Here is a 25,306-nt window from a genome sequence, read left to right as displayed (position 1 = left end):
TAAAATCTGAATATATGCGGGAGGATTAAAGCATATAAAATGCCAAGTGTAGACAAAAAACTGGTTGTACCTATTTTTTGCAACCCCGTCCCAACACTAAGATAGCCATATCAGCAAGATGCCTCTAAATCTCGCATCAACGCTTAATGTTACTATTTCTGAACGATTTACTATAAATTAGTTCAAATTATCTGGCAAAACAACGGGCCAATCGGAGCGCGAGGGAGATCAAATTCTTGAGGATAATCAACATCAACCAAATATAATCCTTCCGCTTTTGCAGTGGCACCGGCTAATTTTCGATCTTTAGCTTCCAGTAACCATTGGATCCATTCTGGCTCTTGCTCACCACGCCCAACACACAACAAGCTGCCTGTAATATTTCGCACCATATGATGAACAAAAGCATTAGCTTTAATATCAATCACCACATACTGGCCATGACGAGTAACGTTTAAATGCATAAGATTGCGCCATGGGCTGTGCGACTGGCAATGCACTGCTCGAAACGAAGTAAAGTCATTCTCACCCAACAAATACTGGCCTGCTTGCTGCATTTTTACTTCATCTAACTCGCCGTGATAGTGACTCACACCAGAATTAAGAATCCCCGGACGCAACGCACTATTAAAAATGATATAGCGGTAGCGGCGTGCGGTTGCCGAAAAACGAGCATGAAACTCATCCGGCACCTCTTTGGCCCATCGAACCGCAATGTCTTTGGGTAAATTTGCATTCACACCCATCATCCAAGCCACCATTTTACGGTTTGCCGTCGTATCGAAATGCACAACTTGGCCTGTACCATGCACACCTGCATCGGTACGACCCGCACATTGCACTTCTACCGGATGATTGGCGACAATACTTAATGCTTGTTCAAGCTTTTCTTGCACGCTTTGAACTTCTCTTTGACGTTGCCAGCCAAAGTAGTGAGTGCCATCATACTCAATACCTAAAGCGATTCTCATCTTGGTCTCTCTTAGAAAATGGGGTCAGAAGTATAGCGAAACTCCTATACCCAATCTAGCTTTGTCTATTCAAGTGGCTTCAAACCAAGGCATTTTCCGCCAAACTTGTTGATTGAGTAAATCATAGAAAAATAAAGGGGCTTACGCCCCTTTAATCATTATCAAACCATATAGCGCAAAAACATCACGCTCGGCTATTAATACTGTCGATCAATTTTTTCGCTTCTTGACGAATATCATCACTGCCATCAACAATCGCCTCTTCAAGCAAGCGTACGGCCCCCGAAGGATCGTTCATCTCAATGTAGATTTTAGCCAAATCGAGCTTACCTGCCGCTTCTGCGTTGGCATCAACGTCAACATTCGCCATATCACCAATCACATCAGGAAAATCGGCTAAGCCAACATCTAATTGCAGCGCTTCTTCATCAAAGCCAATTCCAGCTTCTTGTTTTTCAACTTCAGCCATCAACTCGTCAATAGTGCGATATTGATGATCGCGAGGATTAAACTCCGGTAAATCATCTTGATTTTCCCAATCCTCATTCTGAACTTCAGCTACCGCTGGTAGATTGTCTTGATCCCAAACTTGCATTTCATCAGCAGGAATATCATCAGAAATGTTAGCTTGTTGTTCAGCTGATAGGCTAAATCCATTCCAGTCTTCTCCACCCATATCTAGCATGGCTTGCAGATCCATACCTGCAGAGTCACTTGCTTCACGATCGACGGGTTTACTTACTGGTTCATACTCTTGTGCGTCTTCTGCTAACAGTTCATCAAGTGTATGTTGCGCAAAGTCATCTGAAGAGTGTTCCGGACTTGCATAAGACGTTGGCTCTGCTTCGCTATTAAATAGCTGAGATAAAACGTCGTGCTCATCTAATGAGCGATCCAGTGTTTGCTCAGAATCATCCGCTGTAGGCGCTGTTTCTTGTTCAGCTTCCACTAGCGACGTTTCGAACTCTGGCTCAGGCTCTTCGGCAGCATCAACTTGAGCTTCTTCCTCAACTTGCGGCTCAACAGGCATGTCTGCTAACGCTTGTTCTTCACCATATTCCGGTAAATCGTCATCCAGAAGATCGAACTCTGCTGGCTCATCCACTTGTGCAACGTCGCTTTCTTGCTCAGCATCTGATTGAGCCTCGGCCTCGGTTTGAGGCTCTACCGGCATATCTGCGAGCGCTTGCTCTTCACCGTATTCTGGCAATTCGTCATCCAGAAGAACGAACTCTGCTGGCTCATCCGCTTGTGCCGCTTCGCTTTCTTGCTCAACATCAGATTGAGCTTCGGCCTCAATTTGAGGCTCTGCCTGCATATCTGCCAGCGCTTGCTCTTCACCATATTCCGGTAAATCGTCATCCAGCAAGTCGAACTCTGCTAGCTCATCCGCTTGTACCAATTCGCTTTCTTGCTCAACATCAGATTGAGCTTCGGCCTCGGTTTGAGGCTCTTCCTGCATATCAGCTAGCGCTTGTTCTTCACCATATTCTGGTAAATCGTCATCCAGAAGATCGAATTCTGCTAGCTCATCCGCTTGTTCCGCTTCGTGTTCTTGCTCAGGCTCTTGAGCAGCATCAACTTGAGTTTCTAACTCAGTTTGCGGCTCAACAGACATATCCGCTTGCGCTTGCTCTTCACCACGCAATTCCGCCAACGCATTTAATGCTTCGTCATCGCCATCAATGAGCCAATCTTCATCACTTGGCATTCCAAATTCATTGTCGATCGCCGGCAACGCTGCTTTCGGTGCAGGCTCTGGCTCTGGCTCTGGCTCTGGCTCTGGCTCTGGCTCTGGCTCTGGCTCTGGCTCTGGCTCTGGCTCTGGCTCTGGCAGCATTTGTTCCACTGACTCAGACGGAAGGTCAACACTTTCTTCCTCAACCTCGTCGAGTGATTCTTCAAAAGAAAATTCACCTAACAATGGATCTTCTTCTGGTGCAACATCGAGCATGTCATCGATAAAGTCTTCACTTGAAAACTCTCCCTTCGACTCGGGCTCTGTTTGTTGTTCTAATGTGGCTAACGTATCTTCGCTGTGCGCAACATCCTCACTCTGAGGCGTCTCTTCAATCAACTCAGATGATGTAATGACATCTTCATCGATAGCAGAAGCCTGCTCGAACTCAGATTGTGGCGTCGATTTTTCAATTTCTAACAGTTCTTCAAATAGATCAGTACCATCATCACCAATTGATGATTCTTCACTATCCTCTGTCAGTAATTCATCAAGTAAGTCGGTACTATCAGCATCAAAAGCACGACTGTTTTCGTTATCTGATTGCTCCTGTTCATCAAGCAACTCATCGAGCATCGCAATAGAATCAGGGTCAAAATCAATCAGATCGTCATCATCATTCTGATCTTCAAAATCCGTATCTTCAACTAAGTCATCCAGTAACGGTGTCTTTTTATCGAGTTCATCTTCACCATCTAAAAGCTCATCTAAGATTGCTGTCGAATCTTCGCTTAAACCCGCAAACGTATCGTCATCACTGTCATCAAGCCACTCATCCAACAAGTCGACGTTTTCTGAGCCAGTGCTGAGGTCAAACTCATCCTCATCAACATCCAATAGTTGGTCTAGTTGCTGAGGCTGCGCGACATTCGATTCAGCAACAGATTTAGACGGTTCAAATAGTTCGTCAAATAATGCATCACTGTCTTCTTCCAATCGGTCTAAGGCAGTCTCTGTGTTTTGTTCAAAATCGGCTTGAGCGTCGGCTTGTGCGAGTAAATCATCAATCTCACTTTCAGAAGTAATTACACGCGTCGCAGCAGATAGCGATTCCTCACCAAGTTCAAAATCACTGGTGGTATCTTCAAGCAAATTATCAAAATCAAAACTCGAATTTTCGTCTTCATCACTATCGTTGAGCAATTCATCAAGCATGGATTGATTGATCGCATCATCAGGATCATTTTCTTGCAACGCTGACTTAAATAAGTCATCGAGCTCATCTTGGCTTACAGAACTATCCGATAGGTCAAAATCGTCATTGTCATCAGATTGATCTTCAATCACGACATCATCTAATACTCGCTCCATCTCTTCGAGGCCGAGCGCTTTTTCATCAGCACCCACACTGATGCCGTTAGCACTTACGCCTGGAGAGCTAAATGATTCATTGAGGTCGCCATCATCATCAATTGCGGCAAATGGGTCGTCTTCTTCGCTATCAAGATCAAATTCAATATCGACATTGCTGAGATCGGCAAATAGGTCTGTATCCTCTTTCTCCTTAGCGTCTGCTTCAATTTCGTCAGCAAACAGTAAGTCGTCATCGCCAGACTCACCAAACAAGTCATCATCAAGGTCCAATTCATCTTCAACTTCTTCATCCGATGTATCAAACATTGGCGGTACAACAGGCGGTACCATGGTGTTTTCGGTCTGATTAAGCTCTGGTGCTGATTGAGGTTCTGGTTTCTTACGGCGTGTAAAGGCCATGATACCAAGACCAAGCAAGAGCGCGGGAATCACCGCTAATCCGCCCACAGCCCAACCATTCGACAACAGCTTGTCTAATGAACTTGGCGCATTGCGCTGCTCTTCCGCTACACGCTGGCGCTCGGCTTCTAATAATTTCTCAACTTCAGCACGAATTCGACTCTCATCACCCAACTCCTGCTTTAACCCATCCACTTCCGTTTGTACGTCCGCCAACATTAGACGCAGGCGATGGTTTTTTTCTTCCAAAGCCGATAATTCGGACTCTGATGTTTGCAGCTCTTTCTCTAGTTTTACAACTCGTTCAGGTTTTGCTTCAACAAGTGGTTTTATGGCTGGTTTATTGGACTCTGGAAGAGCCCCGCTGTTCGCTGGCGTTGGCGCTTTCTCTTGCGCAACATTGACCGGTGCTGATTTGGTTGGCTTCGGCTCTGCCTGCTGAGATGGTTTTGGCGTGGCTACCGTGCCATCCAAGCGAGCCTGGTGTAAATCCATGATTCGCACGGCTTCAGCCGTTGAGACACTACGCGCCTGAGCTAAAGAAGGAATACGAAGGGTACTGCCCGGGATCAGCGTATGGATATTTTGGTTTTCAAACGCCTGTGGGTTGAGCTCAAAGATGGCTAACAGCGTTTGCTGTACGGTGACTTGATTCGATGGTCGCAGCCTTGAGGCCACCGCCCATAAAGTCTCACTCGCTGAGGTTGGGCCATAAAAACGCGAGGGCTCATTTGCCCCGGAGATTTGGCGTGGTATTTGTTCAGAGAATTGTGGTGATGATTGAATCTGACCATTCGGCCCGGTAAGGCGAATACTCTCTGCACTAGCAATATTAGTCTGAGTCACGGCTACCAATGCTAGTGGCATTAATAGACGTTGAAGAAGTCGACGCATAGAAGGCTCAGCTCGGTGCTCTTAAAATTAGTTTCGGTGATCTGCAAATATATCGGATCATGCAGGCAAAACTATAGTTATGAAGCCGAAAAATGTGTGCCTAGCTTAATATTCGCATTAATCTCACACATTTTTTTCGACTTTGACAAAAAAAGCCCCGCATTATGCGGGGCTCATAAATGACGTTAAGTCAGGATTAGTAGTAATCGCGAATCAGAACTTCTGCAATTTGCACGGCGTTGGTTGCTGCACCTTTACGCACGTTGTCTGCTACTACCCACAAGTTAATACCGCTGTGGTGGCTGATATCGTTGCGAATACGACCAACCATCACATGGTCTTTACCACCCGCATCACGAACTTGAGTTGGGAAATCTTCACCGTGGAAAACTTCTACACCTTCGGTATTTTCGAGCAGTTGAATCACCTCTTGTGCATCAATCGGCGCACGCGTTTCAACATGGACAGCTTCAGCGTGGCCGTAGAATACTGGCACGCGCACACAAGTTGGGTTCACTGTGATTGAAGGGTCATTGAAGATTTTTTGTGTTTCCCACACCATCTTCATTTCTTCTTTGGTGTAACCGTTTTCCATCATCTGATCAATTTGTGGAATACAGTTGAACGCGATTTGTTGAGAGAACTGCTCGCTTTCTGCTGGGATACCATTAAGTAGTTTCGCAGTTTGGCCCGCAAGTTCATCAATACCGCCTTTACCAGCACCAGAAACCGATTGGTAGGTTGATACGTTAATACGCTCAATACCTACTGCATCGTGAATTGGTTTTAGTGCTACTAACATTTGGATCGTAGAGCAGTTTGGGTTAGCGATGATATTGCGGTTACGAAACTCTGCAATCGCTTCAGGGTTTACTTCAGGCACAACCAACGGAACATCGTAGTCGTAACGGAAATGCGAGGTGTTATCGATAACAATGACGCCTTCTTCAGCCGCAATTGGTGCCCACTTAGCAGACAGTTCACCGCCAGCAGAGAAAAGAGCAATGTGCGCTTGTGACCAATCAAATTCGTCTACGTTTTGTACGCGAATAGTTTTGCCATTAAAACGGTAAGTTTTGCCTTCACTACGTTCACTCGCTAGCAGGAATAACTCGCCTACTGGGAACTTACGCTCTTGCAACACTTCAAGAATTGTTTCACCGACTGCACCCGTCGCACCTAGTACGGCCACATTATATTGTTGGCTCATTCACTTACCTCAATTTGAAAACCTAATTTCGCTAGTGGCGTCAAGTTACTCTCTTTGCCACCCACCAGCGTTACTGCGCCATATTCGCGGCGATCCCAATAATCCTTGCGCATTTTATCAAACGCACCAGGTTTTGCGATTTCACGGCGGAACAACGCATCATCTTTACGCACATCATAGATGATCTGAGTTAAATTGTGCAGCGTTGCTTCATCCCAAGCATGTTGAACGAACGCTCTCGGGACTGGCGCCACTGGCAGTAACTCTGCGGCTGATGCGGCTTTTGATTCGCCCAAAAACTCACAGTAGCTATTAAAAATCATCGTAGTGCCGCGAGCTTTACCTTCTAAGCCATAGCCTGCGACATGCGGGGTCGCGAATGCTAACAGAGGAAGAAGCTCCATATCAACTTCTGGCTCAAACTCAAATACATCCAATGCAGCTGTAAAGCCATCTTGCTGTTGTAAACGTACTTTGAGCGCTTGGTTATCTACCACTGGGCCGCGTGCAGCATTAATCAGAATTTGATCGCCGCGTAAGCCGCTGAGTACCGTTTGGTCAATCATATGATGGGTTGGGAATTCGCCATCACGAGTGATTGGCGTATGCAGTGAAATAATATCGGCTTGCTCAAGCAAAGTGTTAAGCTCAGTAAATGTTCGCGTATCGCCCTCCGTTTGTTTAATTGGGTCGTTAATCAGTACCTTAATGCCAATGCCTTCAAGACATTGCTGTAAGTAGCTACCCACTTGACCAGCACCAACAATTCCCACTGTTTTATCAAACACAGAAAAACCTTGCTGCTGCGCCAATACCATCATGATGCTAAATACATACTCCGCTACGCCCACTTTGTTACAGCCTGGTGCGGCAGTGAAAAAGATGCCACGCTCTTGCAAAAGGTTCTGATCGACGTGATCCATCCCAGCTGTCGCAGTACCGACAAATTTGAGTTTGTTCGCCTTGGCAATCAGCGCAGCATTCACTTTGGTCACTGAGCGAATCATTAGCGCATCAACATCAACCAAATCATCTGCCGTAAGCGTTCGACCAGGCTTAAGTATCACTTCACCCAACTGAGCAAAAAGCTGCTCTGCATAAGGCATGTTTTCATCTATCAGAATTTTCATTTCACATCGTATCTTGTTGGTGTTTGATGGCATTGTGCAAAATTCATCTTTCGCTGTCGAGCGTTGCACATCTCCTATTTCAAGCGCAAACAGAGTGAAACCATCAAAATCTGCATCGGGATTCACCATCAAATAACTTTTGATAGTCTAGAAAATAAAAAACCGGCCTCAATATGAGGCCGGTAAGGTCCAGAACAAAAGTATTTAGTCCGCTCTCCTGGGCTAAATATTGCGTCTGTACGACCATTGCCAGTTGGCTCAGGTCAAGCTCTGGAAACTGGGTTGTCAGCGAGCAAACTCACCAACGAAATCAGTTAACCTTGATACTTCTTGATCACTAGCGTTGCGTTAGTACCACCAAAACCAAAGCTGTTTGACATGACAGTGTTTAGCTCTGCTTCACGAGTTTCAGTCACGATATCTAAACCGTGAGCCGCTTCGTCTAGGTTTTCAACGTTGATGCTTGGCGCAATAAAGTTGTGGTGTAGCATTAGCGTTGAGTAAATCGCTTCATGTACACCTGCCGCACCCAATGCGTGGCCAGTCATTGCTTTAGTCGCAGAAATTGCAGGGCTGTTACCGCCGAACACTTCTTGAATCGCGCCAAGTTCTTTCACATCACCAACGGGTGTTGATGTGCCGTGCGTATTTACGTAGTCAATCACGTCAACTTCTTGCATTGCCATCTTCATACAACGCACTGCGCCTTCACCTGATGGAGCAACCATGTCGTAACCATCTGATGTTGCGCCGTAACCAACGATTTCACCGTAGATTTTTGCGCCACGAGCCAAAGCATGTTCAAGCTCTTCAATCACCATCATGCCGCCGCCACCAGAGATAACAAAACCGTCACGGTCTGCATCGTAAGTACGTGATGCTTTTTCTGGTGTTTCATTGTATTTCGTTGACAGTGCGCCCATAGCATCGAACATCATAGTCAATGTCCAATCTAGCTCTTCACCACCACCAGCAAAAACAACGTCTTGTTTACCCAGTTGGATAAGCTCTGCTGCGTGGCCAATACAGTGTGCCGAAGTCGCACACGCTGAACTCATCGAGTAGTTTACGCCGCGAATTTTAAACGGTGTTGCTAGACACGCAGACACTGTTGAAGACATTGTACGTGGTACCATGTATGGACCAACACGCTTAACGCCTTTCTCACGCAGAATATCGACTGCTGCAGCTTGATTTAGTGATGATGCACCACCAGAACCCGCTACAATACCTGTTCTTTCATTTGATACTTGGTCTTCAGTTAGACCTGAATCTGCAATTGCTTGCTGCATTGATAGGTATGCATAAGCAGCCGCATCACCCATAAAACGCATCTGTTTGCGATCAATATGCTCTGCTGGGTTGATTTTTAGATCACCCCAAACCTGCGAACGCAGGCCGTTCTCTTTGAACTGCTCAGAAGCAGAGATGCCAGATTTGCCCGCTTTAAGAGATGCTAGAACTTCTTCAACGTTGTTACCGATACTAGAAACAATACCCATACCGGTGATTACGACACGTTTCATTATGACATTCCTATAAATCAAAATACCGCTAGATAATAACTAAGTTAACCCATGGAAGTGGTCAGCTTTCCTGTAAAACCGTACAATCAGACCAACTTTATAGGCGATAATCACATATATTAGACACTATGACTGCGATAACCAATGCCCAACTTGGCTGGAACGAAGCGGGAACGCCAGTTTCAGACCAATTCGATGACGTGTACTTTTCTAACGTAAATGGCTTAGAAGAGACGCGTTACGTCTTCTTGAGTCAGAATCATCTACCACAAAGATGGCAAGATTATGACCAGCGCCGCTTTGTGATTGCTGAAACAGGCTTTGGTACCGGGCTTAACTTCCTCGCTGTATGGCAATGGTTTGAAGTGTTTCGCGAGCAAAATCCAGATGCTTCGCTCAAAGAATTGCATTTTATCAGCTTTGAAAAGTACCCATTAAGCCCTGCCGATTTGGTTAAAGCCCATCAAGCTTGGCCTGAGCTTGCTAAATACGCCGAGCAGTTGCAACGCCATTATCCAATTGCCGTGCCTGAGTGCCATCGCATTGTACTGGCAGATGGTAGCATCACTCTTGATTTATGGTTTGGTGATATCAAAGATTGCATGCCTCAAGTGCCTGTTCCGGCACAAGGTTTGGTGGACGCGTGGTTCCTTGATGGTTTTGCCCCGAGCAAAAACCCAGAGATGTGGAATCAAAACCTCTTCAATGGCATGGCAAAGCTTGCCAAGCAAGATTGCAGCTGCGCGACCTTTACTGCGGCGGGATTTGTGCGCCGTGGGCTGATCGAAGCAGGCTTTGAAATGAAAAAAGTCAAAGGCTTTGGCACCAAACGTGAAATGATTGCCGGCCGTTTAACCGAGCGTCAAACCGATACCAACATCAAACCATGGTTTAACCGTACCGCCAGCACTCAGCACCAAAATATTGCCATTATCGGTGGTGGCATTGCCAGCGCTGCATTAGCAAAGACGTTAGTGAAACGTGGTCAAAAAGTGACCCTGTATTGTCAAGATGAACAAGCAGCCTTGCGAGCCTCTGGTAATCGCCAAGGTGCGGTATATCCCCTTCTTAATGGCGAACATCAAGGCGTCTCTCGTGTATTTGCACCTGCGTTCTTGTTTGCTCGTCAGTTTGTTGACCAAGCCGCTGAGCAATTTAGCTTTGACCATGATTGGTGTGGCGTTACTCAATTAAAATGGGATGAAAAATCGGGCGCTAAGCTCGATAAAATGCTTGAAGGCAATTTTGACTCACAATTGATCCACGCTTTAGATGCCAATCAAACCAGTGACACCATTGGATTACCGATTGATATGGCAAGCGTGCACTACCCATTAGGTGGCTGGCTATGCCCAGCTGAACTCACTCAAGGTTTGATTGCGGAACTAAGCAAAAACTCTCTATTTGAAGTCAAGTTCGAACACAAAGTAGAAGCACTAGAACTTAGTGAAACCATCTGGCAACTGCAATGCAATGACCAACAGTTCGAACACGACTGTGTCATCATTGCCAACGGCAATGAATTTGCGAGCTTTAGCCAAAGCCAATTTATTCCACTTGGTCAAGTAAAAGGTCAAGTGAGTCATATTCCAACCACAGCGTCACTCACCCAACTAAAAACCGTACTTTGTTATGATGGCTATATGACGCCAGTCAATCCAAACAATGGTCATCACTGTATTGGCGCGAGTTACGATCGTAGCAACCTAAACTATGTGTTTGACCCAATTGCCCAGCAAGATAATGGTGACAAACTGCGCCATTGTGTGCCAAACCAAACTTGGCCAATCGATGTGGATACCTCAAGCAATCAAGCTCGCCAAGGGATCCGTTGCGTGAGTCGTGATCATTTACCTTTTGTCGGCAACGTTGGAGATTTTGAGCAAATTAAAACAACGTATGCCGGTCTTGCGAACAATGTTGAACAAGCGCCGACTACGCCACACCACCCTAACCTATTCTGCTTCCTTGGTTTGGGTTCTCGTGGTTTAAGCTCTGCGCCGTTAATGGCCGAAGTTTTAGCTTCGCAGATTTGTGGCGATCCTCTACCTCTGCCTGTTGATTTACTTGAACAGATCGACCCAAGCCGAATGTGGATTCGTAAGCTGCGCAAGGGCAAAGCCATCACTGAATTATAATTTCTCCAAAAAGACCTCCATTGGGAGGTCTTTCAAATCTATTCAAACTCAATAATTAAGCGTTGTTCACTAATTCATTCCATAGATCATTAACAATCATGCGATCGGCTGGTGCCAGCTCAGTACGAGCTTTATCGAGGCTAGCAACAATGCGCTGTTTCAGCTCTTCTACATCATTGATGCCTTCTTCTTCACATGATGCTGCCGAAAGTGAAATGTGACCACGCAAGTAACCACCCGCGAATAATTCATCATCCGATGCGGTGGCAATGCGCGCATCAATCAGCTCGAGTAGCTTTTCTTCAAATTCAATAATCATGTCGTACTCAATCAATTCAGTTTGATTCTCAAAAAGGAAGCTGAAGCTTCTCACATTGCGAAATTGAACGCAAACCCTATGTTTCACGGGGCTTTAACATCTGGCACACACTATGCAACCACCCGTTTACGTCTATTAAAACAGAGAGTTTTCTATGTCTGCTACCCAATTAAGATTAGGTGCGACTGTAGCTGCATTTTCGGCCTGCGTTTTTGTGCCAAATAGCTATGCTCAACAACCATTTACTGATTGTCCAACTGAAGCATTTCTTATTCAAAGCCCTTCAAGCGCTCCGATTGCCTACGGCGTCAATATCGACTTGGGTAGTTATCAAGCTCTGAATTCAACTTTGGGCAACGCCAAGATCAATGCGGTCGGATTCAGTCAACACGACAATTTTATTTACGGTTGGGACTATGGCACATCTTCATTAACTCGAATCGACAGTGATTTTGTTAAATACGCACTTTCAGTGACCAAACCTGCGGGAGCACCAACTTCAATCTACGTCGGTGATGTCGCTCTAGATGAAAATGCTTGGTACGGTTATCGTCCTGCGAATGGCTTGTATAAAATAGATCTCGACAGTTTAGAAATGACCCAAGTGGCGACCAAAGCCCAATTCGGTTCGCCAAGCATCTTTGACATCGCCTTTCACCCCAATGATAGCTACGCCTATAGCATCGATTCATCCGGCTACCTTTGGCAAATTGATGTCAATGCCGGCACCAGTACTCGCCTCAATCAATTGCTCGATAAAAGCGAGCTTGGCTACAGCTTGACGTTCGGTGCTGTTTACTTCGACGTTGATGGTAACTTTTATGCCAGTAACAACGGTAATGGCTTTATTTTCAAGGTAGCAATCAACGGCAACCAGTCTTCTGCATCCTTATTTGCTTACGGACCATCCAGTAGTTCCAATGATGGTGCACGCTGTGCACTCGCTCCGGTCGAAGCAAGCGAAAATACAGACTTTGGCGATGCACCTGACAGCTACAACACCTCTTACGACAACTCTGGTGCTCGTCATGGCATTACCTCTCTAATACTCGGTAGCAACATCGATGGTGAAACCGAAGCCTATCTGTATCCCAACAGTGACGACGCTTCATCCGCGATTAACGATGAAGATGGCATCGAGTTTCCACTACCGATTCAAGTTGGTCGAGCCTCTAAGATTGATGCAACTGTCAACGGTGCAACCGCATCAAGCGTGTTAGCGGGTTGGATTGATTTTGATGGCGATGGTAGCTTTGAAGCGGATGAGAAAATCATTACCAACGTATCGGTATCCGATGGCAAGCAAGCGATATTTTTTAGTGTTCCACCATGGGCTCAAGTTGGTCAAACATGGGCACGCTTTCGATTAAGTGAAATTCAAGACCTTGGTCCATCTGGCGGTGTTCCGAGTGGTGAGGTAGAAGACTATCTTGTCGATATTACTGAAGATGGCGTGGTGATCGAAAATTACCCTAGCGGCGCCGATTTCACGACTTTTGCTTATGAAGACCAATACCCAATCGCCGGCGATTACGACATGAACGACGTACTCATGAACGTAAAATTCACCGAATATCAACTGGATGGCTCGGTAATTCGCCTTAAATTCGAGGGACAAGTTGCGGCATTAGGCGGTGACTACCACTCGGGCTTTGCTATTCGCCTACCGGGAGTAGCGCCAACGGATATTAAAGACGAGTTAATCGAACTCAAAATAAACGGCGAGGTCGTGGAGCGAACCGTTTTGGAATCAGGCACCACCGATGCAGTATTTATCATCCAAGACGATCTATGGGATCTTGCGGTTCCTGGCGAAGCAGAAGGCTGCACCTTCTTCCGCACCCAAACTAACTGCGGCACCAGCTATCGTCCATCTTGGCAACTGACTGTCACTATGCGTAATGCGATTGCGAACGATCAAATGCCACAATTCCCTTACGACCCATTCATCTTCGCAGCACCAGGCCACTACTATGGCGATATTGGTTACCAAATTAGTGGGGGTTATCCAGAGCGAGGTCTTGAAGTTCACCTTAAAAATAAAGCGCCAACAAGTAAGTTCGATACACGCTACCGCTCTGCGGGTGTAGATGCGGGCGATGGCGACGAAACGCATTTCCAAACCGCTGACGGTAAGCCTTGGGCAATCGAGATTCCGCTAACTTGGAAGCACCCTTTAGAGCAGGTCAATATTGAAAAAGCGTATCGCTACTTTGCTGATTTTTCTGCTGACCCAACCGGGCAAACTGCACCAACTTGGTATATCGCGACGGAAGAAGAAAAAGACAATCGCGTAGACAGTGATACCACCAATGACAATATTGATGAAAACCACATCTACTTTGATTAGAGCTAAGGAGCACACCATGTATAACAAAATTATCGCAACACTTAGCCTAGCATTCATCCTCACCGCCTGTGGTGGTGGCGGTGGTGGAGATGATAGTTCAAGCAATACCAGTGCGAGTTCACCCGCATCATCCAGTACGACAAGTAGCGCGTCCACTCCCAGCCCTGCGCCAGTGGCGACAACACCAGTGCCAACACCTCCTGCTCCTGCTCCCGCAAATGCGGCACCGGCTGCAGCGCCAACTGCACAGAGCAACAATTTGTCTTCCACTTACGAGCTAACCGTGGATGTCGCACTGCCACAGTTATCGGGTAAAGATGCGTTCATCGTAATTTGTGAGGATACTGGAGGGAGCATTGACTACAACCAATGCTTTGTTAAAGCGAGTCTTAGGGACGGGATAGGAAAATTCGAATTGCTGCTGCCTAACCACCAGCAGTCACTCATCGCTGAAGTGACGCCAATGGAGGCAGGCAGCAATCCACTCACTTTTACGTGGCAATATGATAATCAAGCCCAAAGCACTTGGATTATCCCTTAAAAGCGCGTAACGACAAAAGGCCCCTTTGTTGGGGCCTTTTTATTTGAATAATCCAGACTATTTTACGACAAAGAGTTCTGGTGACAGTGGGGCAACACGGTAAAAAGCACGCATCGCATCAGATAACATCTGCACCCTAAGCGGAATACCTTGCTCAAGAATCGACATCACTTCCGCGTGAACCTTAGTCATAAACGCAATGCGGTCAGGCTCAAAATCACCATTTAAATTGTCACAACTGACGTTAAAAGGAAAACCAGCACTGAGGGCTAAAATCCATTCGTAAGCCTGAGGACGAATCTCAACTTTTTCAAACTCTGCTTGTACCTCAGCGGTACGACCGTCCGGCTCATACCAGTAACCAAAATCTTCAAGTAAGCGACGCTCAGGACCTGCCACACACCAATGTGCAATTTCATGCAAAGCCGAGGCATAAAAGCCACGTGCAAAAATAATACGGTGATAATCAATCTCGGCATCTGCCGGTAGATAAATCGGCTCGTCGCCGCCAAGCTCTAACTTAGTATTAAAGCTAGAGTAAAAAGTATCATTAAAGATATTGATGAGATCTTGGTAATTGTGTGTCATGGTCGCTTGATATAAAAACTGTTACAGCGCGCGCATTCTCGCACTTTTAGTGAGGATTGCAAAATCCTTGTTTGGATTATTCATATCGACTATTTCACCTTTGTCATTAGTAAAATTTATTCATACATCGTTTTCGTCACCAACAAATCTCATTCGTTTTTCCAATCTAAAACCACTACACTCACGCCTTATTTTATAAGATGGGGCAACTCTAATCGCCACATCTGATTCTTCTCTCCCGTTTCAAGTTAAGTAGAGTAATCGTTATGCTGCTAAGTGTGTTGTACATTATTGGTATTACTGCAGAAGCGATGACAGGTGCGCTCAGCGCAGGTCGCCGTAAAATGGATTGGTTTGGCGTTATGCTCGTTGCGAGTGCGACCGCTATCGGCGGTGGTACCGTGCGCGATATTCTACTTGGGCACTATCCATTAGGTTGGGTAAAACACCCTGAATACCTTGCAATCACCTGTATTGCTGGGGTACTGACAACTGGCTTGGCTAAATGGGTCATTAAGTTCAAAGGCCTATTTATCCGCCTAGATGCGCTTGGTCTAATTGTCTTTAGTATTATCGGTACTAAAGTGGCGTTAGGTATGAGCCTACACCCAGGGATTTGTATGGTGGCAGCGCTTGTGACTGGCGTTTTCGGTGGATTGCTACGTGACCTAATTTGTCGTCAAACCCCGCTAGTGCTACATCAAGAACTCTATGCTTCGGTTTCACTGGTGGCTTCCGGTTTATATCTAGTACTACTTGAGTATGCCGTTGATGATGTTACCGCAACGATCGTCACTTTGATCGTCGGTTATCTGATGCGTATGGCGGCAGTGCGCTTTAAGTGGCGCTTACCGTCTTTCAATCTAGAAGCGGATGAGCCACTGCATTAATTACCAACATCCATGACCAAACGATCAAAAAAGCCAATCTCTTGATTGGCTTTTTATTTATCTATTTAGAGGCTAACTCTAGATATGGGGCGTTTCCGTCGCTACACCATGGTTTTGTCCGCGATGGCGCAGTAGATGATCCATTACCACAATCGCCAGCATTGCTTCAGCAATTGGCACCGCGCGAATACCCACACATGGGTCGTGACGGCCTTTAGTAATCAGCTCAGTCGGTTGACCTTGGCGGTCGATGGTTTCACCCGGCACGGTAATACTTGAGGTTGGTTTAAGCGCAATATTGGCCACAATATCTTGCCCGGTTGAAATACCACCTAAAATGCCACCAGCGTGGTTACTACCAAAACCTTGTGGTGAAAGTGTATCGCGATGTTCGCTGCCTTTTTGCTGCACCACATCGAAACCATCACCAATCTCCACCCCTTTCACCGCATTGATGCTCATTAGCGCATGCGCAATGTCTGCATCTAAACGGTCAAATACTGGCTCACCTAAACCGACAGGTACATTCGTCGCCACCACTTGAATCTTGGCCCCGATAGAATCACCCTGCTTTTTCAAATCCCGAATTAACTGATCGAAAGCGTCAACTTTATCGGCATCTGGGCTAAAAAACGGGTTGTTTTCGATTTCGTTCCAATCCACTTTATCGATCGCGACATCACCCATTTGTGATAAGTATGCGCGTACTTCAACACCAAATTCTTGTTTAAGGTATTGCTTAGCAATCGCGCCAGCTGCGACACGCATCGCCGTTTCTCGTGCTGACGAACGGCCGCCACCACGATAATCACGAATGCCATATTTTTGGTGGTAAGTGTAATCCGCATGACCCGGGCGGAATTTATCTTTGATATCAGAATAGTCTTTAGAGCGTTGATCGGTATTTTCAATCAGCAATCCGATCGACGTACCGGTGGTTTTGCCTTCAAACACACCCGACAGAATTTTCACTTGGTCTGGTTCGCGACGTGCAGTGGTATAACGTGATGTGCCCGGACGGCGACGATCAAGATCCACCTGAATCATTTCTTCTGAAATTTCCAACCCCGGAGGGCAACCGTCGACGATACATCCTAGTGCGATACCGTGACTTTCTCCGAATGTCGTCACTCGAAAGTGTTGTCCGATACTATTTCCTGCCATTACATCCCCAATATTATCGCTGCAAAAACCCTGTTTGCAGCCTACCTTCCTGTTATTCGTGGTTTCATAGTCGCTTTATTACGAATTGAAGTAAACCCCTAAACCACAACAAATTTAACTTTCTGGCTTTATGTTTTTACGCATCCACAGATCGCAGATGACAAGTTATAGATACAAAAACGCCATGCATTTGCATGGCGTTTCGTTTACATAAATTGCAACAAATTAGTCTTTGTACAATTTAAAATCTTCAGCACATTCAACCAATTGGTCGCGTGTAAGTAGGAATACGCCGTGACCGCCGTTTTCAAACTCTAACCAAGTAAATGGAATATGAGGGTATTGCTCCATCATATGTACCATTGAGTTACCTACTTCACAGATCAAAATACCTTGCTCCGTTAGGTAGTCTGGTGCATTGGCTAAAATACGACGTACCAATTTTAGACCGTCAGTACCCGCAGCTAGACCAAGTTCTGGCTCGTGAGTGAACTCTTCTGGCAGACTGTTCATGTCTTCCGCATCAACGTATGGCGGGTTAGTCACTATAATGTTGTACTGCTCTTTGGCTAAATCGCGGAACAGATCAGAACGGATAGGGAAAACTTGTTGTTCCATGCCGTGATCTTGAATGTTTTGCTCAGCCACTTGTAGAGCATCGGTAGAGATATCAATCGCATCGACTTCAGCATCTGGGAAAGCGTGAGCGCATGCAATTGCGATACAACCACTACCAGTACACAGATCCATGATGCGAGTTGGCTCTTCGATTAACCAAGGTTGGAATTCAGCTTGGATAAGCTCACCAATTGGTGAACGTGGCACTAATACGCGCTCATCCACAAAGAATTCAAGACCACAGAACCAAGCTTTGTTAGTTAGGTAAGCGGTTGGTGTACGCTCATTAATACGTTTTACTACACGCTCAACAATACGCATACGTTCGCTAGTTGTTAGGCGCGAATTCAGCACATGCGGAGGCACATCGATTGGTAGATATAGCGTTGGCAGGATAAGCTGAACCGCTTCATCCCATGCGTTATCTGTACCGTGACCGTAGAAAAGGTTAGCAGCGTTAAAACGACTTACTGTCCAACGAATCATATCTTGAAGCGTATGTAATTCTGATACTGCTTCTTCTACAAAAATCTTATCCAAAATTGTCTCCGAAAAGCGCTACAATACTGCAAACTTAAATTGGCGATGCTAAACAACATCTATTTTATACCCATGAGCAAAAAAGACATCGACGCCGACGACGATTTCGCCCTTTTTCGGGATGCAGTGCAAGGCGTAAAAAAGTTGCCACAGGATACCATAGTCCAGCAACCAAAAAAAAATACTAAGCAAAAAGAAATTAAGCGAACTGCACGCGAAAGCAGCGATGCAGAGTTTTATTTCTCGGATGAGTTCGTGCCAAGGCTCAGCGAAGAGGGGCCAACCCGCTATGCTCGAGATGATGTATCTACTTATGAAGTAAAAAGATTACGTCGTGGCGTTTATGTGCCTGACGTATTTTTAGATATGCACGGTATGACTCAACAAGAAGCCAAACGTGAACTAGGCGCAATGATCGCCTACTGCATAAAAAATGAAGTGCATTGTGCATGCGTTCAGCACGGTATTGGCAAACACATTCTTAAACAGAAAGCGCCGCTCTGGCTGGCTCAACATCCAGATGTGATGGCTTTCCACCAAGCACCTCTCGAATTTGGCGGTGATGGTGCACTATTGGTGTTACTTTCAATTCCGGAGAAGTAAAACACCTTCACTATCTCACGATAGTACGGTGTCCCTCTTACCGTGCTATCGTGTGAAATGGCCTACGAACACTCCATTTACACTCATGACGTCCAGCAAAGCGTCTACCCTTCCTCACTCAATGCAGTACCGACAACACCTACCGTCATTGTGTACTAATCTTGTTGTTATATCAGCCACATTATGGGTCCCATTGGTGTGGTCTAAACATAATAACTAGACATCCCATTATGCTGTATCACCAACTTTTAGTGTCCGTTTACTAGGTAAATCACGTATTAGGCTTGTCTACTTTCTTTGTACACAGCTACAAGGTACCAAACCTATGTCTAAAGAACTGTTTATCTTACATTCTGCTTATCCACCTTCAGGCGATCAGCCCGAAGCCATCGCGCGTCTAATCGCTGGTATTGATGAAAGGAAAACGCATCAGACTCTCAAAGGGGTCACGGGGTCTGGTAAAACCTTTACCATGGCAAACATTATTCATCGATTACAAAGACCGACCTTAATCCTCGCTCACAATAAAACTCTCGCTTCTCAACTCTACAGTGAAATGCAACGTTTTTTCCCAGAGAATGCGGTGGAGTACTTTGTCTCTTACTATGACTATTTCCAACCAGAGGTCTATATTCCCGGAAGCGATAGGTTCATACGAAAAGACTCGGCCATTAACGAACAACTCGAGCGCTTACGTTTATCAACCACAAAATCTTTAATTGAACGGCGAGATGTCATCGTTGTCGCTTCGGTGTCATCTGTTTATGGACTTGGAGACCCTCAAACATATCGAGATTTACAAATCCCGTTAAATGTCGGTGATGATATAGACATCAATAGCTTGGTCAAAGCACTCGAAAAACTTCAATATTCAGCCACCAACTCTCCGATGCGACGTGCTGAATTTCGCATCAGGAATAATAGTGTCGAAATATTCCCAGCCGATTCTGCACAAGATGGGATTCGAATTGACATAAAGCATCAAAAAATCACCGAACTCAATTGGATTGACCCCATAACGGGTAACATATTGAGAGCTTGCGAGCACTATAAAGTCTCACCTAAAACTCTCTATGCTTCATCAATGGATCGCGTTCATCAAGCCAGTAAACGTATCCTCGCAGAAATGGAAATTCGGGTCGCAGAACTCAACGCAGAAAACCGACTTACTGAAGCCGCTCGACTTTACGAAAGGTGTATGCACGACGTAGAGATGATGCAACAGCTCGGCTATTGTGGTGGTATTGAAAACTATGCTTGCTATTTGAATGACCGAGACCCTTCTCTCCCTCCAACGACATTAATGGACTATCTTCCAAAAGACGGACTGGTATTTATCGATGAATCTCATGTGATGGTTCCGCAAATATCCGCAATGTCAAAATCAGATCGTAGTCGCAAAGAAACGTTGATTGATTATGGATTTAGATTACCGTCTGCGTTAAATAATCGCCCACTAACATTTAGTGAATTTGAGAAAGCCAAACCCCAAACCATCTTTGTATCAGCGACACCAAGCAAATACGAAATTCAACGCTCAGGCAATGTCTTCATCGAACAAATAATTCGGCCGACAGGATTACTCGACCCCGAAGTAGAAGTACGACCATCAAGCCACTGTCTCGATGATCTCATCAGCGAAATTCAACAGCGCACCAAACAGCAAGAACGAACTTTGGTGACGACATTAACTAAACGCAGTGCTGAAGAACTTCACCAAACAATGGAACAAATGGGAATTCGAGTTCGCTATCTTCATTCTGATATCAAAACATCTGACCGAGTTGCGATAATCAACGGTCTCAGAGCGGGCGATTTCGATGTTCTGATCGGGATTAATTTACTTAGAGAGGGGTTAGATATCCCAGAGGCTTCGCTTGTTGCGATTTTAGATGCGGATCATACAGGCTTTCTGCGCTCTGTAGAGGCTCTCATTCAAATCATTGGCAGAGCAGCGCGCAATGCCAATGGCAAAGCGATTCTTTATGCCGATAAGATCACAACGGCAATGCAGCAAGCAATGGATGAATCCCAGCAACGCCGAGAAAGACAAATCGCGTTCAATCATGAACACGGCATCACACCTTCCACATCAAAAAGAAAAATCGACTCTAGCGTAGATATCGCTCATCAGCAGGCGACACATAACGCTGAGTTTTGCCAAAATATCGAGGGGTTATGCCAACGCATTACTCAACGGGAAAAACAATTGATCGATGCGGTCAACGCGCACAATCAAGCTGAAGCGGATGGAATTCGAGCAGAACTTGATAGCCTCTATCGACAATACATTTTTATGTAGCTGAAGCGCAAACCTATTAGAAGTATATGAAACGACCGAGTTGGGGATCTTGTTTAAACACTAAAAGCAGATTCCCAACTCGTACTTCCGATCAAGATAGAATGGCAGAATCGATATTACGTCAACTCACATCGACCAATGCATAGTACCCTAACCTCTTTAACCTTTTATGGTTACTTCCTCAAATCTGGTGGTATCGGTAGCTCTGATGCTTTAAGTTTTGGCCGTTCACCACCGCGTTTACGGTATTGCTTAAGCTGGAAAACATAAGCCAACACCTGTGCGACTGCGGTAAATAAGCCATCTGGGATTTGCTGCTCAAGCTCGGTTGAATGGTACAGTGCACGAGCAAGTGGCGGAGCTGGAATGATATAAATATCGTGTTCGCGCGCCACTTCCCGAATTTTCATTGCCATATGATCAATACCTTTGGCAACCACGATAGGCGCTCGGTCTTTCTTTTGGTCATAGCGCAAAGCAACCGAGAAGTGCTCTGGGTTGGTCACGATAACATCAGCCTGCGGCACTTCGGCCATCATTCGACGCTGAGCGGCCTCCCGTTGCAGCATACGAATACGGCCTTTTACTTCCGGCTTACCTTCTGTTTCTTTGTATTCATCTTTAACTTCTTGCTTAGTCATTTTCAGTTGATTGGCGTGTTGCCAAATCTGAAAAGGTATATCAATACCAACCACAATCAGCAGTGAACAGCTGATCAGCAAAATAAAGTTAATTAAGATATCGAGTGCATGGAAAATGTTTTGCGGAAACACGTCCAAACTTAATTGAAATAGGTCTTCTTTCGCAGCGTTGATGAGGTAGAACGCCATTCCCGAAACGAGCGTCACTTTGAGAATTGACTTGATCAGTTCAACCCAACTTTGCATGCCAATCATGCGCTTAAGGCCGCTAAGTGGGTTCATCTTTGACCATTTAGGCATCGCCGCTTCTGCAGAAAAGTTAATCCCTCCTACTCCAGCCGCACCAATTACTGCCGCAATAAACAACATAACCAGAATCAGTAACAGCGGTAAAAGCAATGCACTCAACGAGCCTAGCGCGATATCAAAGAGCTTAGCTTGGTCGAAAATTTCTTCTCGTGATAAATCAAACAGCCGCCCCATGATGCGATACAGCGCGCGCGCCAAACCCTCGCCAAACCACATGAGGGCGATAGAGCCTGCAATTAAAACCGATACCGATGCCAACTCTTTTGACCTTGCAACTTGCCCTTTCTCTTTGGCCTGTTGCAAGCGCTTGGGCGTGGCGTCTTCGGTACGTTCTTGACCGTCAGATTCTGCCAATTATCTCTCCTAGCAATCCAAACGAATAAAACGACAGATCTGCTGCTCTCCTTGCAACCAAATCATCTCATAATGGGTAAATAGACCGCCGAGAATGTACCAACACAGCAACAAACCAACGATAAGAGCAAAGGCAAAACCGAGTGAGAAGATGTTTAGCTGCGGGGCGGCACGAGTCATCACGCCAAATGACAAGTTAATCGTCAAAAGGGCGATAATGCCAGATAAAGACATACTCAGCGCCAGTTGGAACATCTTGCCAAGCCACAAAGCCAACTCTCGAAAATCAACCGCGTTTAATGACCCAATACCAATTGGCAGTGATTTAAAACTCATCACCACCAGCAGTAACATATGTAAATGCCCGTCAGTGGCCAAGAAAAACATGGTGGCTAAAAACATAAATAGCTGACCGAGCAAGGGCGTATTTTGTCCGTTTGCTGGGTCAACCATCGACGCGAAACCTAGGCTTGATTGCATACCCAATATCTGACCCAAAATAACAAAAATTTGAATCATAAATTGAGTGACCGTCCCCATCGCCACGCCAATCACAATCTGCTCAAACGTAACCACAAAGCCTTCAAAAGAGAGCAGTTGAATTGACTCCGGCACTTTAGGCAATGCAGGCATTACTGCAAAAGTAATCGCCAAACCAAGAAACAGTCGAACACGATTCGGCACAAAACGTGCCCCCGTCACTGACATCACCATTAACATCGCAGCAATGCGTGTGTAAGGCCAAAAGTAGTTGGCGAGCCAGTCAAGAACGACCGTTGCTGGATATTCCATTTGGCGAACCTAGTAAAGCACTTGCGGTAAACGCTCGATAATCGAGTAAAAATACTCAGTCATCATCTGGGTCATCATGTGACCAAACAGCATAAGAGCCAGTAAGGTCACCACCAGTCGTGGCAAAAAGCTCAGCGTTTGTTCGTTAATTGAGGTCGCGGCTTGGAATATCGCGACCACTAAACCAATCAGCAAGCTCGGCACGACAATGGCACACACCATTATCAATACCATCCATAACGCATCGCGAAACAGCTCAACAAACATTTCAGGAGTCATGGTTTCCTCCCGCTACAAGGCAAAACTGCCGGCCAGCGTAGAAAGAATCAAATTCCATCCATCCACCAACACAAACAGCATTAATTTAAACGGTAGCGATACGATCATTGGCGACAGCATCATCATACCCATCGCCATCAATACCGATGCCACCACTAAGTCGATGATCAAAAATGGCAAAAACAACATAAAGCCAATTTGGAACGCAGTTTTCAGCTCTGAGGTAATAAATGCCGGAATCAATACCGCCATTGAGACCTCTTCAGGATTTTGTGCGGTCGAACCCGAGATATTGACAAAGGTTTCAAGGTCTTTAACTCGGGTCTGTTTGAGCATGAAATCCTTCATCGGAATTTGCGCCAAATCGAATGCTTGGCGAGCGCTGATTTGCTCGTTGATGTAGGGCTGAACAGCCGTATCATTAATCTTAGTGAGCACCGGAGACATAATAAAAAAGGTCAAAAAGATCGCAATACCGATGATCACCTGATTGGATGGTGTTTGCTGTAGACCCATCGCCTGACGCAGAATCGACATCACCACCACAATACGTGTAAATGAGGTCATTAAAATAACCATGGCAGGCAAAAAGCCCAGCATGGTCATTAACGCCAATATCTGTAGATTTATTGAGTAGTCTTCGCCGCCGCTGCTATTGGTAGTCACGGTAAAAGCAGGAATACCACCCGCGCCAGAACCGGTTATGGTACTGGTTGAAATTGTCTTCGCACCGCCGCCTTCACGTTCCATCGCTGATGCGGTTACTGAGTTAGAAGCAACCGAACCATTGATTGGCGTCTCTAGTTCTTCACTTGCAAAAGCGAATGCGGACAGCGTCATCAATATCAACGTGACGAGAAGAGTCTTGATAGAATGAGCCATATTGAGATTAATTTTTATCATTCTTTTTCAGTAGCTGAGTCAATTGGCTGGCAAATGGACTACCTGCTAGCTCCTCCTGAGACAAAGGTTTCTCTAACTTTGAGATAAGTTGAATCGATTGAGGTGTAATACCCACTAAGAACTGCTCTTCCCCCGCTTGCACAATCGCAATACGCTCGCGTGTCCCTACCGCTAACTGACGCACCACACTCAAGCCTTTCTGGTTGCTGATCGTTGGTACACGCATACGCTTAAGCAGCCACGCCAATGCCAGAATTAGGGCTATAACGAAGAAGAGCGACCCAAAGGTGGTCGCCCAATCTAGTTGACTTTGCGGCGCAGTCGGCGCCGCATGTGCCACTGGAGATAACATAACTAGCCAGAGTAATTTCGGCTTCATAAATTACCTTAGTTTCTTGATTCGCTCTGTTTGGCTGATAACGTCAGTTAGGCGAATACCAAACTTGTCGTTAACGACAACCACTTCACCATGCGCGATAAGCGTTCCATTGACCAAAACATCCAATGACTCACCAGCCAAGCGTTCCAACTCAACAACCGAACCTTGGTTTAACTGCAAAAGGTTACGAATACTGATTTGTGAACGTCCCACTTCCATTGAAATGGTCACTGGAATATCCAAAATGGTATCCAGTTTACGACGCTCGTCATCTGAGATTGGCGCAGAGGTATCTTGCAACTCGTCCAGTTGCGCCGCCATCACCTCATCAACGTCAATATCCGGTGCATTGGGATCTTCTCCTAACGCGGCCGCCCATTCGTCGGCTAGTCTTTGATCGTCACTTGGTTCCAT

At 45.7% G+C, this 25,306-nt stretch carries 20 protein-coding genes and 1 pseudogene; 6 read left to right on the top strand and 15 right to left on the bottom strand.

The window, feature by feature from the left end; genetic code table 11:
* Positions 1-177: 177 nt before the first annotated feature.
* From truA to fabB, 5 genes and pseudogenes are all read right to left on the bottom strand, one after another.
* Positions 178-971 (bottom strand): annotated as a pseudogene (gene truA, locus Vt282_RS04105) (tRNA pseudouridine(38-40) synthase TruA).
* Positions 972-1,155: 184 nt separating this feature from the next.
* A complete protein-coding gene (locus Vt282_RS04100; protein ID WP_162062630.1) occupies positions 1,156-5,316 on the bottom strand; it encodes a FimV/HubP family polar landmark protein in 4,161 nt (1,386 codons plus the stop codon).
* Positions 5,317-5,512: 196 nt separating this feature from the next.
* Positions 5,513-6,526: an aspartate-semialdehyde dehydrogenase gene (locus Vt282_RS04095; protein ID WP_162046838.1), complete on the bottom strand. Its 1,014-nt coding sequence runs from the start codon at positions 6,524-6,526 to the stop codon at positions 5,513-5,515.
* Positions 6,523-7,656, bottom strand: coding sequence for a 4-phosphoerythronate dehydrogenase (locus tag Vt282_RS04090; RefSeq protein WP_162062629.1), 1,134 nt, complete (start codon positions 7,654-7,656; stop codon positions 6,523-6,525). Before Vt282_RS04090 ends, Vt282_RS04095 begins: the two co-directional genes overlap by 4 nt.
* A 314-nt stretch (positions 7,657-7,970) precedes the next feature.
* The gene (gene fabB, locus Vt282_RS04085) at positions 7,971-9,182 is read right to left on the bottom strand and encodes a beta-ketoacyl-ACP synthase I (RefSeq protein WP_162062628.1); all 1,212 of its coding nucleotides are present in this window, start codon (positions 9,180-9,182) and stop codon (positions 7,971-7,973) included.
* A gap of 128 nt (positions 9,183-9,310) precedes the next feature.
* On the opposite strand from fabB, the gene mnmC reads away from it, so the two are divergent.
* Positions 9,311-11,320 (top strand): bifunctional tRNA (5-methylaminomethyl-2-thiouridine)(34)-methyltransferase MnmC2/FAD-dependent 5-carboxymethylaminomethyl-2-thiouridine(34) oxidoreductase MnmC1, encoded by a 2,010-nt coding sequence (gene mnmC / locus Vt282_RS04080; RefSeq protein WP_162062627.1) that lies wholly within the window; start codon positions 9,311-9,313, stop codon positions 11,318-11,320.
* Between the two features lie 55 nt (positions 11,321-11,375).
* Here mnmC and Vt282_RS04075 read toward each other — a convergent pair whose 3' ends face one another.
* The gene (locus Vt282_RS04075) at positions 11,376-11,639 is read right to left on the bottom strand and encodes a YfcL family protein (protein ID WP_162062626.1); all 264 of its coding nucleotides are present in this window, start codon (positions 11,637-11,639) and stop codon (positions 11,376-11,378) included.
* 154 nt (positions 11,640-11,793) lie between these two features.
* Between Vt282_RS04075 and Vt282_RS04070 the strand changes: the two genes are divergently transcribed.
* Entirely contained in the window at positions 11,794-13,989 is a 2,196-nt protein-coding gene (locus Vt282_RS04070; RefSeq protein ID WP_162062625.1) for an LruC domain-containing protein, read from the top strand.
* A 16-nt stretch (positions 13,990-14,005) separates the two neighbouring features.
* Complete coding sequence (locus Vt282_RS04065) at positions 14,006-14,530, top strand: hypothetical protein (RefSeq protein WP_162062624.1); 525 nt, start codon at positions 14,006-14,008, stop codon at positions 14,528-14,530.
* A gap of 57 nt (positions 14,531-14,587) precedes the next feature.
* On the opposite strand, the gene Vt282_RS04060 is transcribed toward Vt282_RS04065, so the two are convergent.
* Positions 14,588-15,118, bottom strand: coding sequence for an elongation factor P hydroxylase (locus Vt282_RS04060; RefSeq protein WP_162062623.1), 531 nt, complete (start codon positions 15,116-15,118; stop codon positions 14,588-14,590).
* A 266-nt stretch (positions 15,119-15,384) separates the two neighbouring features.
* On the opposite strand from Vt282_RS04060, the gene Vt282_RS04055 reads away from it, so the two are divergent.
* Positions 15,385-16,008 (top strand): trimeric intracellular cation channel family protein, encoded by a 624-nt coding sequence (locus Vt282_RS04055; protein ID WP_162062622.1) that lies wholly within the window; start codon positions 15,385-15,387, stop codon positions 16,006-16,008.
* A gap of 78 nt (positions 16,009-16,086) precedes the next feature.
* On the opposite strand, the gene aroC is transcribed toward Vt282_RS04055, so the two are convergent.
* Both aroC and prmB read right to left on the bottom strand, forming a co-directional pair.
* The gene (gene aroC / locus Vt282_RS04050) at positions 16,087-17,172 is read right to left on the bottom strand and encodes a chorismate synthase (protein WP_162046846.1); all 1,086 of its coding nucleotides are present in this window, start codon (positions 17,170-17,172) and stop codon (positions 16,087-16,089) included.
* 225 nt (positions 17,173-17,397) lie between these two features.
* Positions 17,398-18,330 carry a 50S ribosomal protein L3 N(5)-glutamine methyltransferase gene (gene prmB / locus Vt282_RS04045; RefSeq protein WP_162046847.1) on the bottom strand — a complete coding sequence of 311 codons (933 nt, stop codon included), beginning with the start codon at positions 18,328-18,330 and terminating at the stop codon, positions 17,398-17,400.
* A gap of 72 nt (positions 18,331-18,402) precedes the next feature.
* On the opposite strand from prmB, the gene smrB reads away from it, so the two are divergent.
* Positions 18,403-18,933 (top strand): endonuclease SmrB, encoded by a 531-nt coding sequence (gene smrB, locus Vt282_RS04040; protein WP_162046848.1) that lies wholly within the window; start codon positions 18,403-18,405, stop codon positions 18,931-18,933.
* Positions 18,934-19,258: 325 nt separating this feature from the next.
* Positions 19,259-21,235, top strand: a complete 1,977-nt coding sequence (gene uvrB / locus Vt282_RS04035; RefSeq protein ID WP_162062621.1) for an excinuclease ABC subunit UvrB — start codon at positions 19,259-19,261, stop codon at positions 21,233-21,235.
* 173 nt (positions 21,236-21,408) lie between these two features.
* Here uvrB and flhB read toward each other — a convergent pair whose 3' ends face one another.
* Genes flhB through fliN form a run of 6 tightly spaced genes read right to left on the bottom strand, consistent with a single transcriptional unit; the run spans position 21,409 to position 25,306 of the window.
* Positions 21,409-22,539: a flagellar biosynthesis protein FlhB gene (gene flhB / locus Vt282_RS04030; RefSeq protein ID WP_162046850.1), complete on the bottom strand. Its 1,131-nt coding sequence runs from the start codon at positions 22,537-22,539 to the stop codon at positions 21,409-21,411.
* Between the two features lie 9 nt (positions 22,540-22,548).
* The gene (fliR, locus tag Vt282_RS04025) at positions 22,549-23,331 is read right to left on the bottom strand and encodes a flagellar biosynthetic protein FliR (protein ID WP_162046851.1); all 783 of its coding nucleotides are present in this window, start codon (positions 23,329-23,331) and stop codon (positions 22,549-22,551) included.
* A gap of 9 nt (positions 23,332-23,340) precedes the next feature.
* Positions 23,341-23,610, bottom strand: a complete 270-nt coding sequence (gene fliQ / locus Vt282_RS04020; protein WP_162046852.1) for a flagellar biosynthesis protein FliQ — start codon at positions 23,608-23,610, stop codon at positions 23,341-23,343.
* A 12-nt stretch (positions 23,611-23,622) separates the two neighbouring features.
* On the bottom strand, positions 23,623-24,492 hold the full coding sequence (fliP, locus tag Vt282_RS04015) for a flagellar type III secretion system pore protein FliP (protein WP_162047595.1): 870 nt from the start codon (positions 24,490-24,492) through the stop codon (positions 23,623-23,625).
* Positions 24,493-24,499: 7 nt separating this feature from the next.
* A complete protein-coding gene (fliO, locus tag Vt282_RS04010) occupies positions 24,500-24,892 on the bottom strand; it encodes a flagellar biosynthetic protein FliO (RefSeq protein ID WP_162062620.1) in 393 nt (130 codons plus the stop codon).
* A 3-nt stretch (positions 24,893-24,895) separates the two neighbouring features.
* A complete protein-coding gene (fliN, locus tag Vt282_RS04005; protein WP_162046854.1) occupies positions 24,896-25,306 on the bottom strand; it encodes a flagellar motor switch protein FliN in 411 nt (136 codons plus the stop codon).

Source organism: Vibrio taketomensis (genome assembly GCF_009938165.1).
Classification (GTDB): domain Bacteria; phylum Pseudomonadota; class Gammaproteobacteria; order Enterobacterales; family Vibrionaceae; genus Vibrio; species Vibrio taketomensis.
Note: the sequence above shows the minus strand (reverse complement) of the source record. Positions and strands in the feature narration are given on the sequence as shown.

Coding starts and splice junctions, on each gene's coding strand:
- Vt282_RS04055 (WP_162062622.1), top strand. CDS start 15,385: ATGCTGCTAAGTGTGTTGTACATTATTGGTATTACTGCAGAAGCGATG.
- Vt282_RS04100 (WP_162062630.1), bottom strand. CDS start 5,316: ATGCGTCGACTTCTTCAACGTCTATTAATGCCACTAGCATTGGTAGCC.
- Vt282_RS04060 (WP_162062623.1), bottom strand. CDS start 15,118: ATGACACACAATTACCAAGATCTCATCAATATCTTTAATGATACTTTT.
- fliQ (WP_162046852.1), bottom strand. CDS start 23,610: ATGACTCCTGAAATGTTTGTTGAGCTGTTTCGCGATGCGTTATGGATG.
- fliO (WP_162062620.1), bottom strand. CDS start 24,892: ATGAAGCCGAAATTACTCTGGCTAGTTATGTTATCTCCAGTGGCACAT.
- Vt282_RS04090 (WP_162062629.1), bottom strand. CDS start 7,656: ATGAAAATTCTGATAGATGAAAACATGCCTTATGCAGAGCAGCTTTTT.
- fliR (WP_162046851.1), bottom strand. CDS start 23,331: ATGGAATATCCAGCAACGGTCGTTCTTGACTGGCTCGCCAACTACTTT.
- Vt282_RS04070 (WP_162062625.1), top strand. CDS start 11,794: ATGTCTGCTACCCAATTAAGATTAGGTGCGACTGTAGCTGCATTTTCG.
- Vt282_RS04065 (WP_162062624.1), top strand. CDS start 14,006: ATGTATAACAAAATTATCGCAACACTTAGCCTAGCATTCATCCTCACC.
- fliN (WP_162046854.1), bottom strand. CDS start 25,306: ATGGAACCAAGTGACGATCAAAGACTAGCCGACGAATGGGCGGCCGCG.
- Vt282_RS04095 (WP_162046838.1), bottom strand. CDS start 6,526: ATGAGCCAACAATATAATGTGGCCGTACTAGGTGCGACGGGTGCAGTC.
- Vt282_RS04075 (WP_162062626.1), bottom strand. CDS start 11,639: ATGATTATTGAATTTGAAGAAAAGCTACTCGAGCTGATTGATGCGCGC.
- mnmC (WP_162062627.1), top strand. CDS start 9,311: ATGACTGCGATAACCAATGCCCAACTTGGCTGGAACGAAGCGGGAACG.
- uvrB (WP_162062621.1), top strand. CDS start 19,259: ATGTCTAAAGAACTGTTTATCTTACATTCTGCTTATCCACCTTCAGGC.
- aroC (WP_162046846.1), bottom strand. CDS start 17,172: ATGGCAGGAAATAGTATCGGACAACACTTTCGAGTGACGACATTCGGA.
- fabB (WP_162062628.1), bottom strand. CDS start 9,182: ATGAAACGTGTCGTAATCACCGGTATGGGTATTGTTTCTAGTATCGGT.
- fliP (WP_162047595.1), bottom strand. CDS start 24,492: ATGGCTCATTCTATCAAGACTCTTCTCGTCACGTTGATATTGATGACG.
- smrB (WP_162046848.1), top strand. CDS start 18,403: ATGAGCAAAAAAGACATCGACGCCGACGACGATTTCGCCCTTTTTCGG.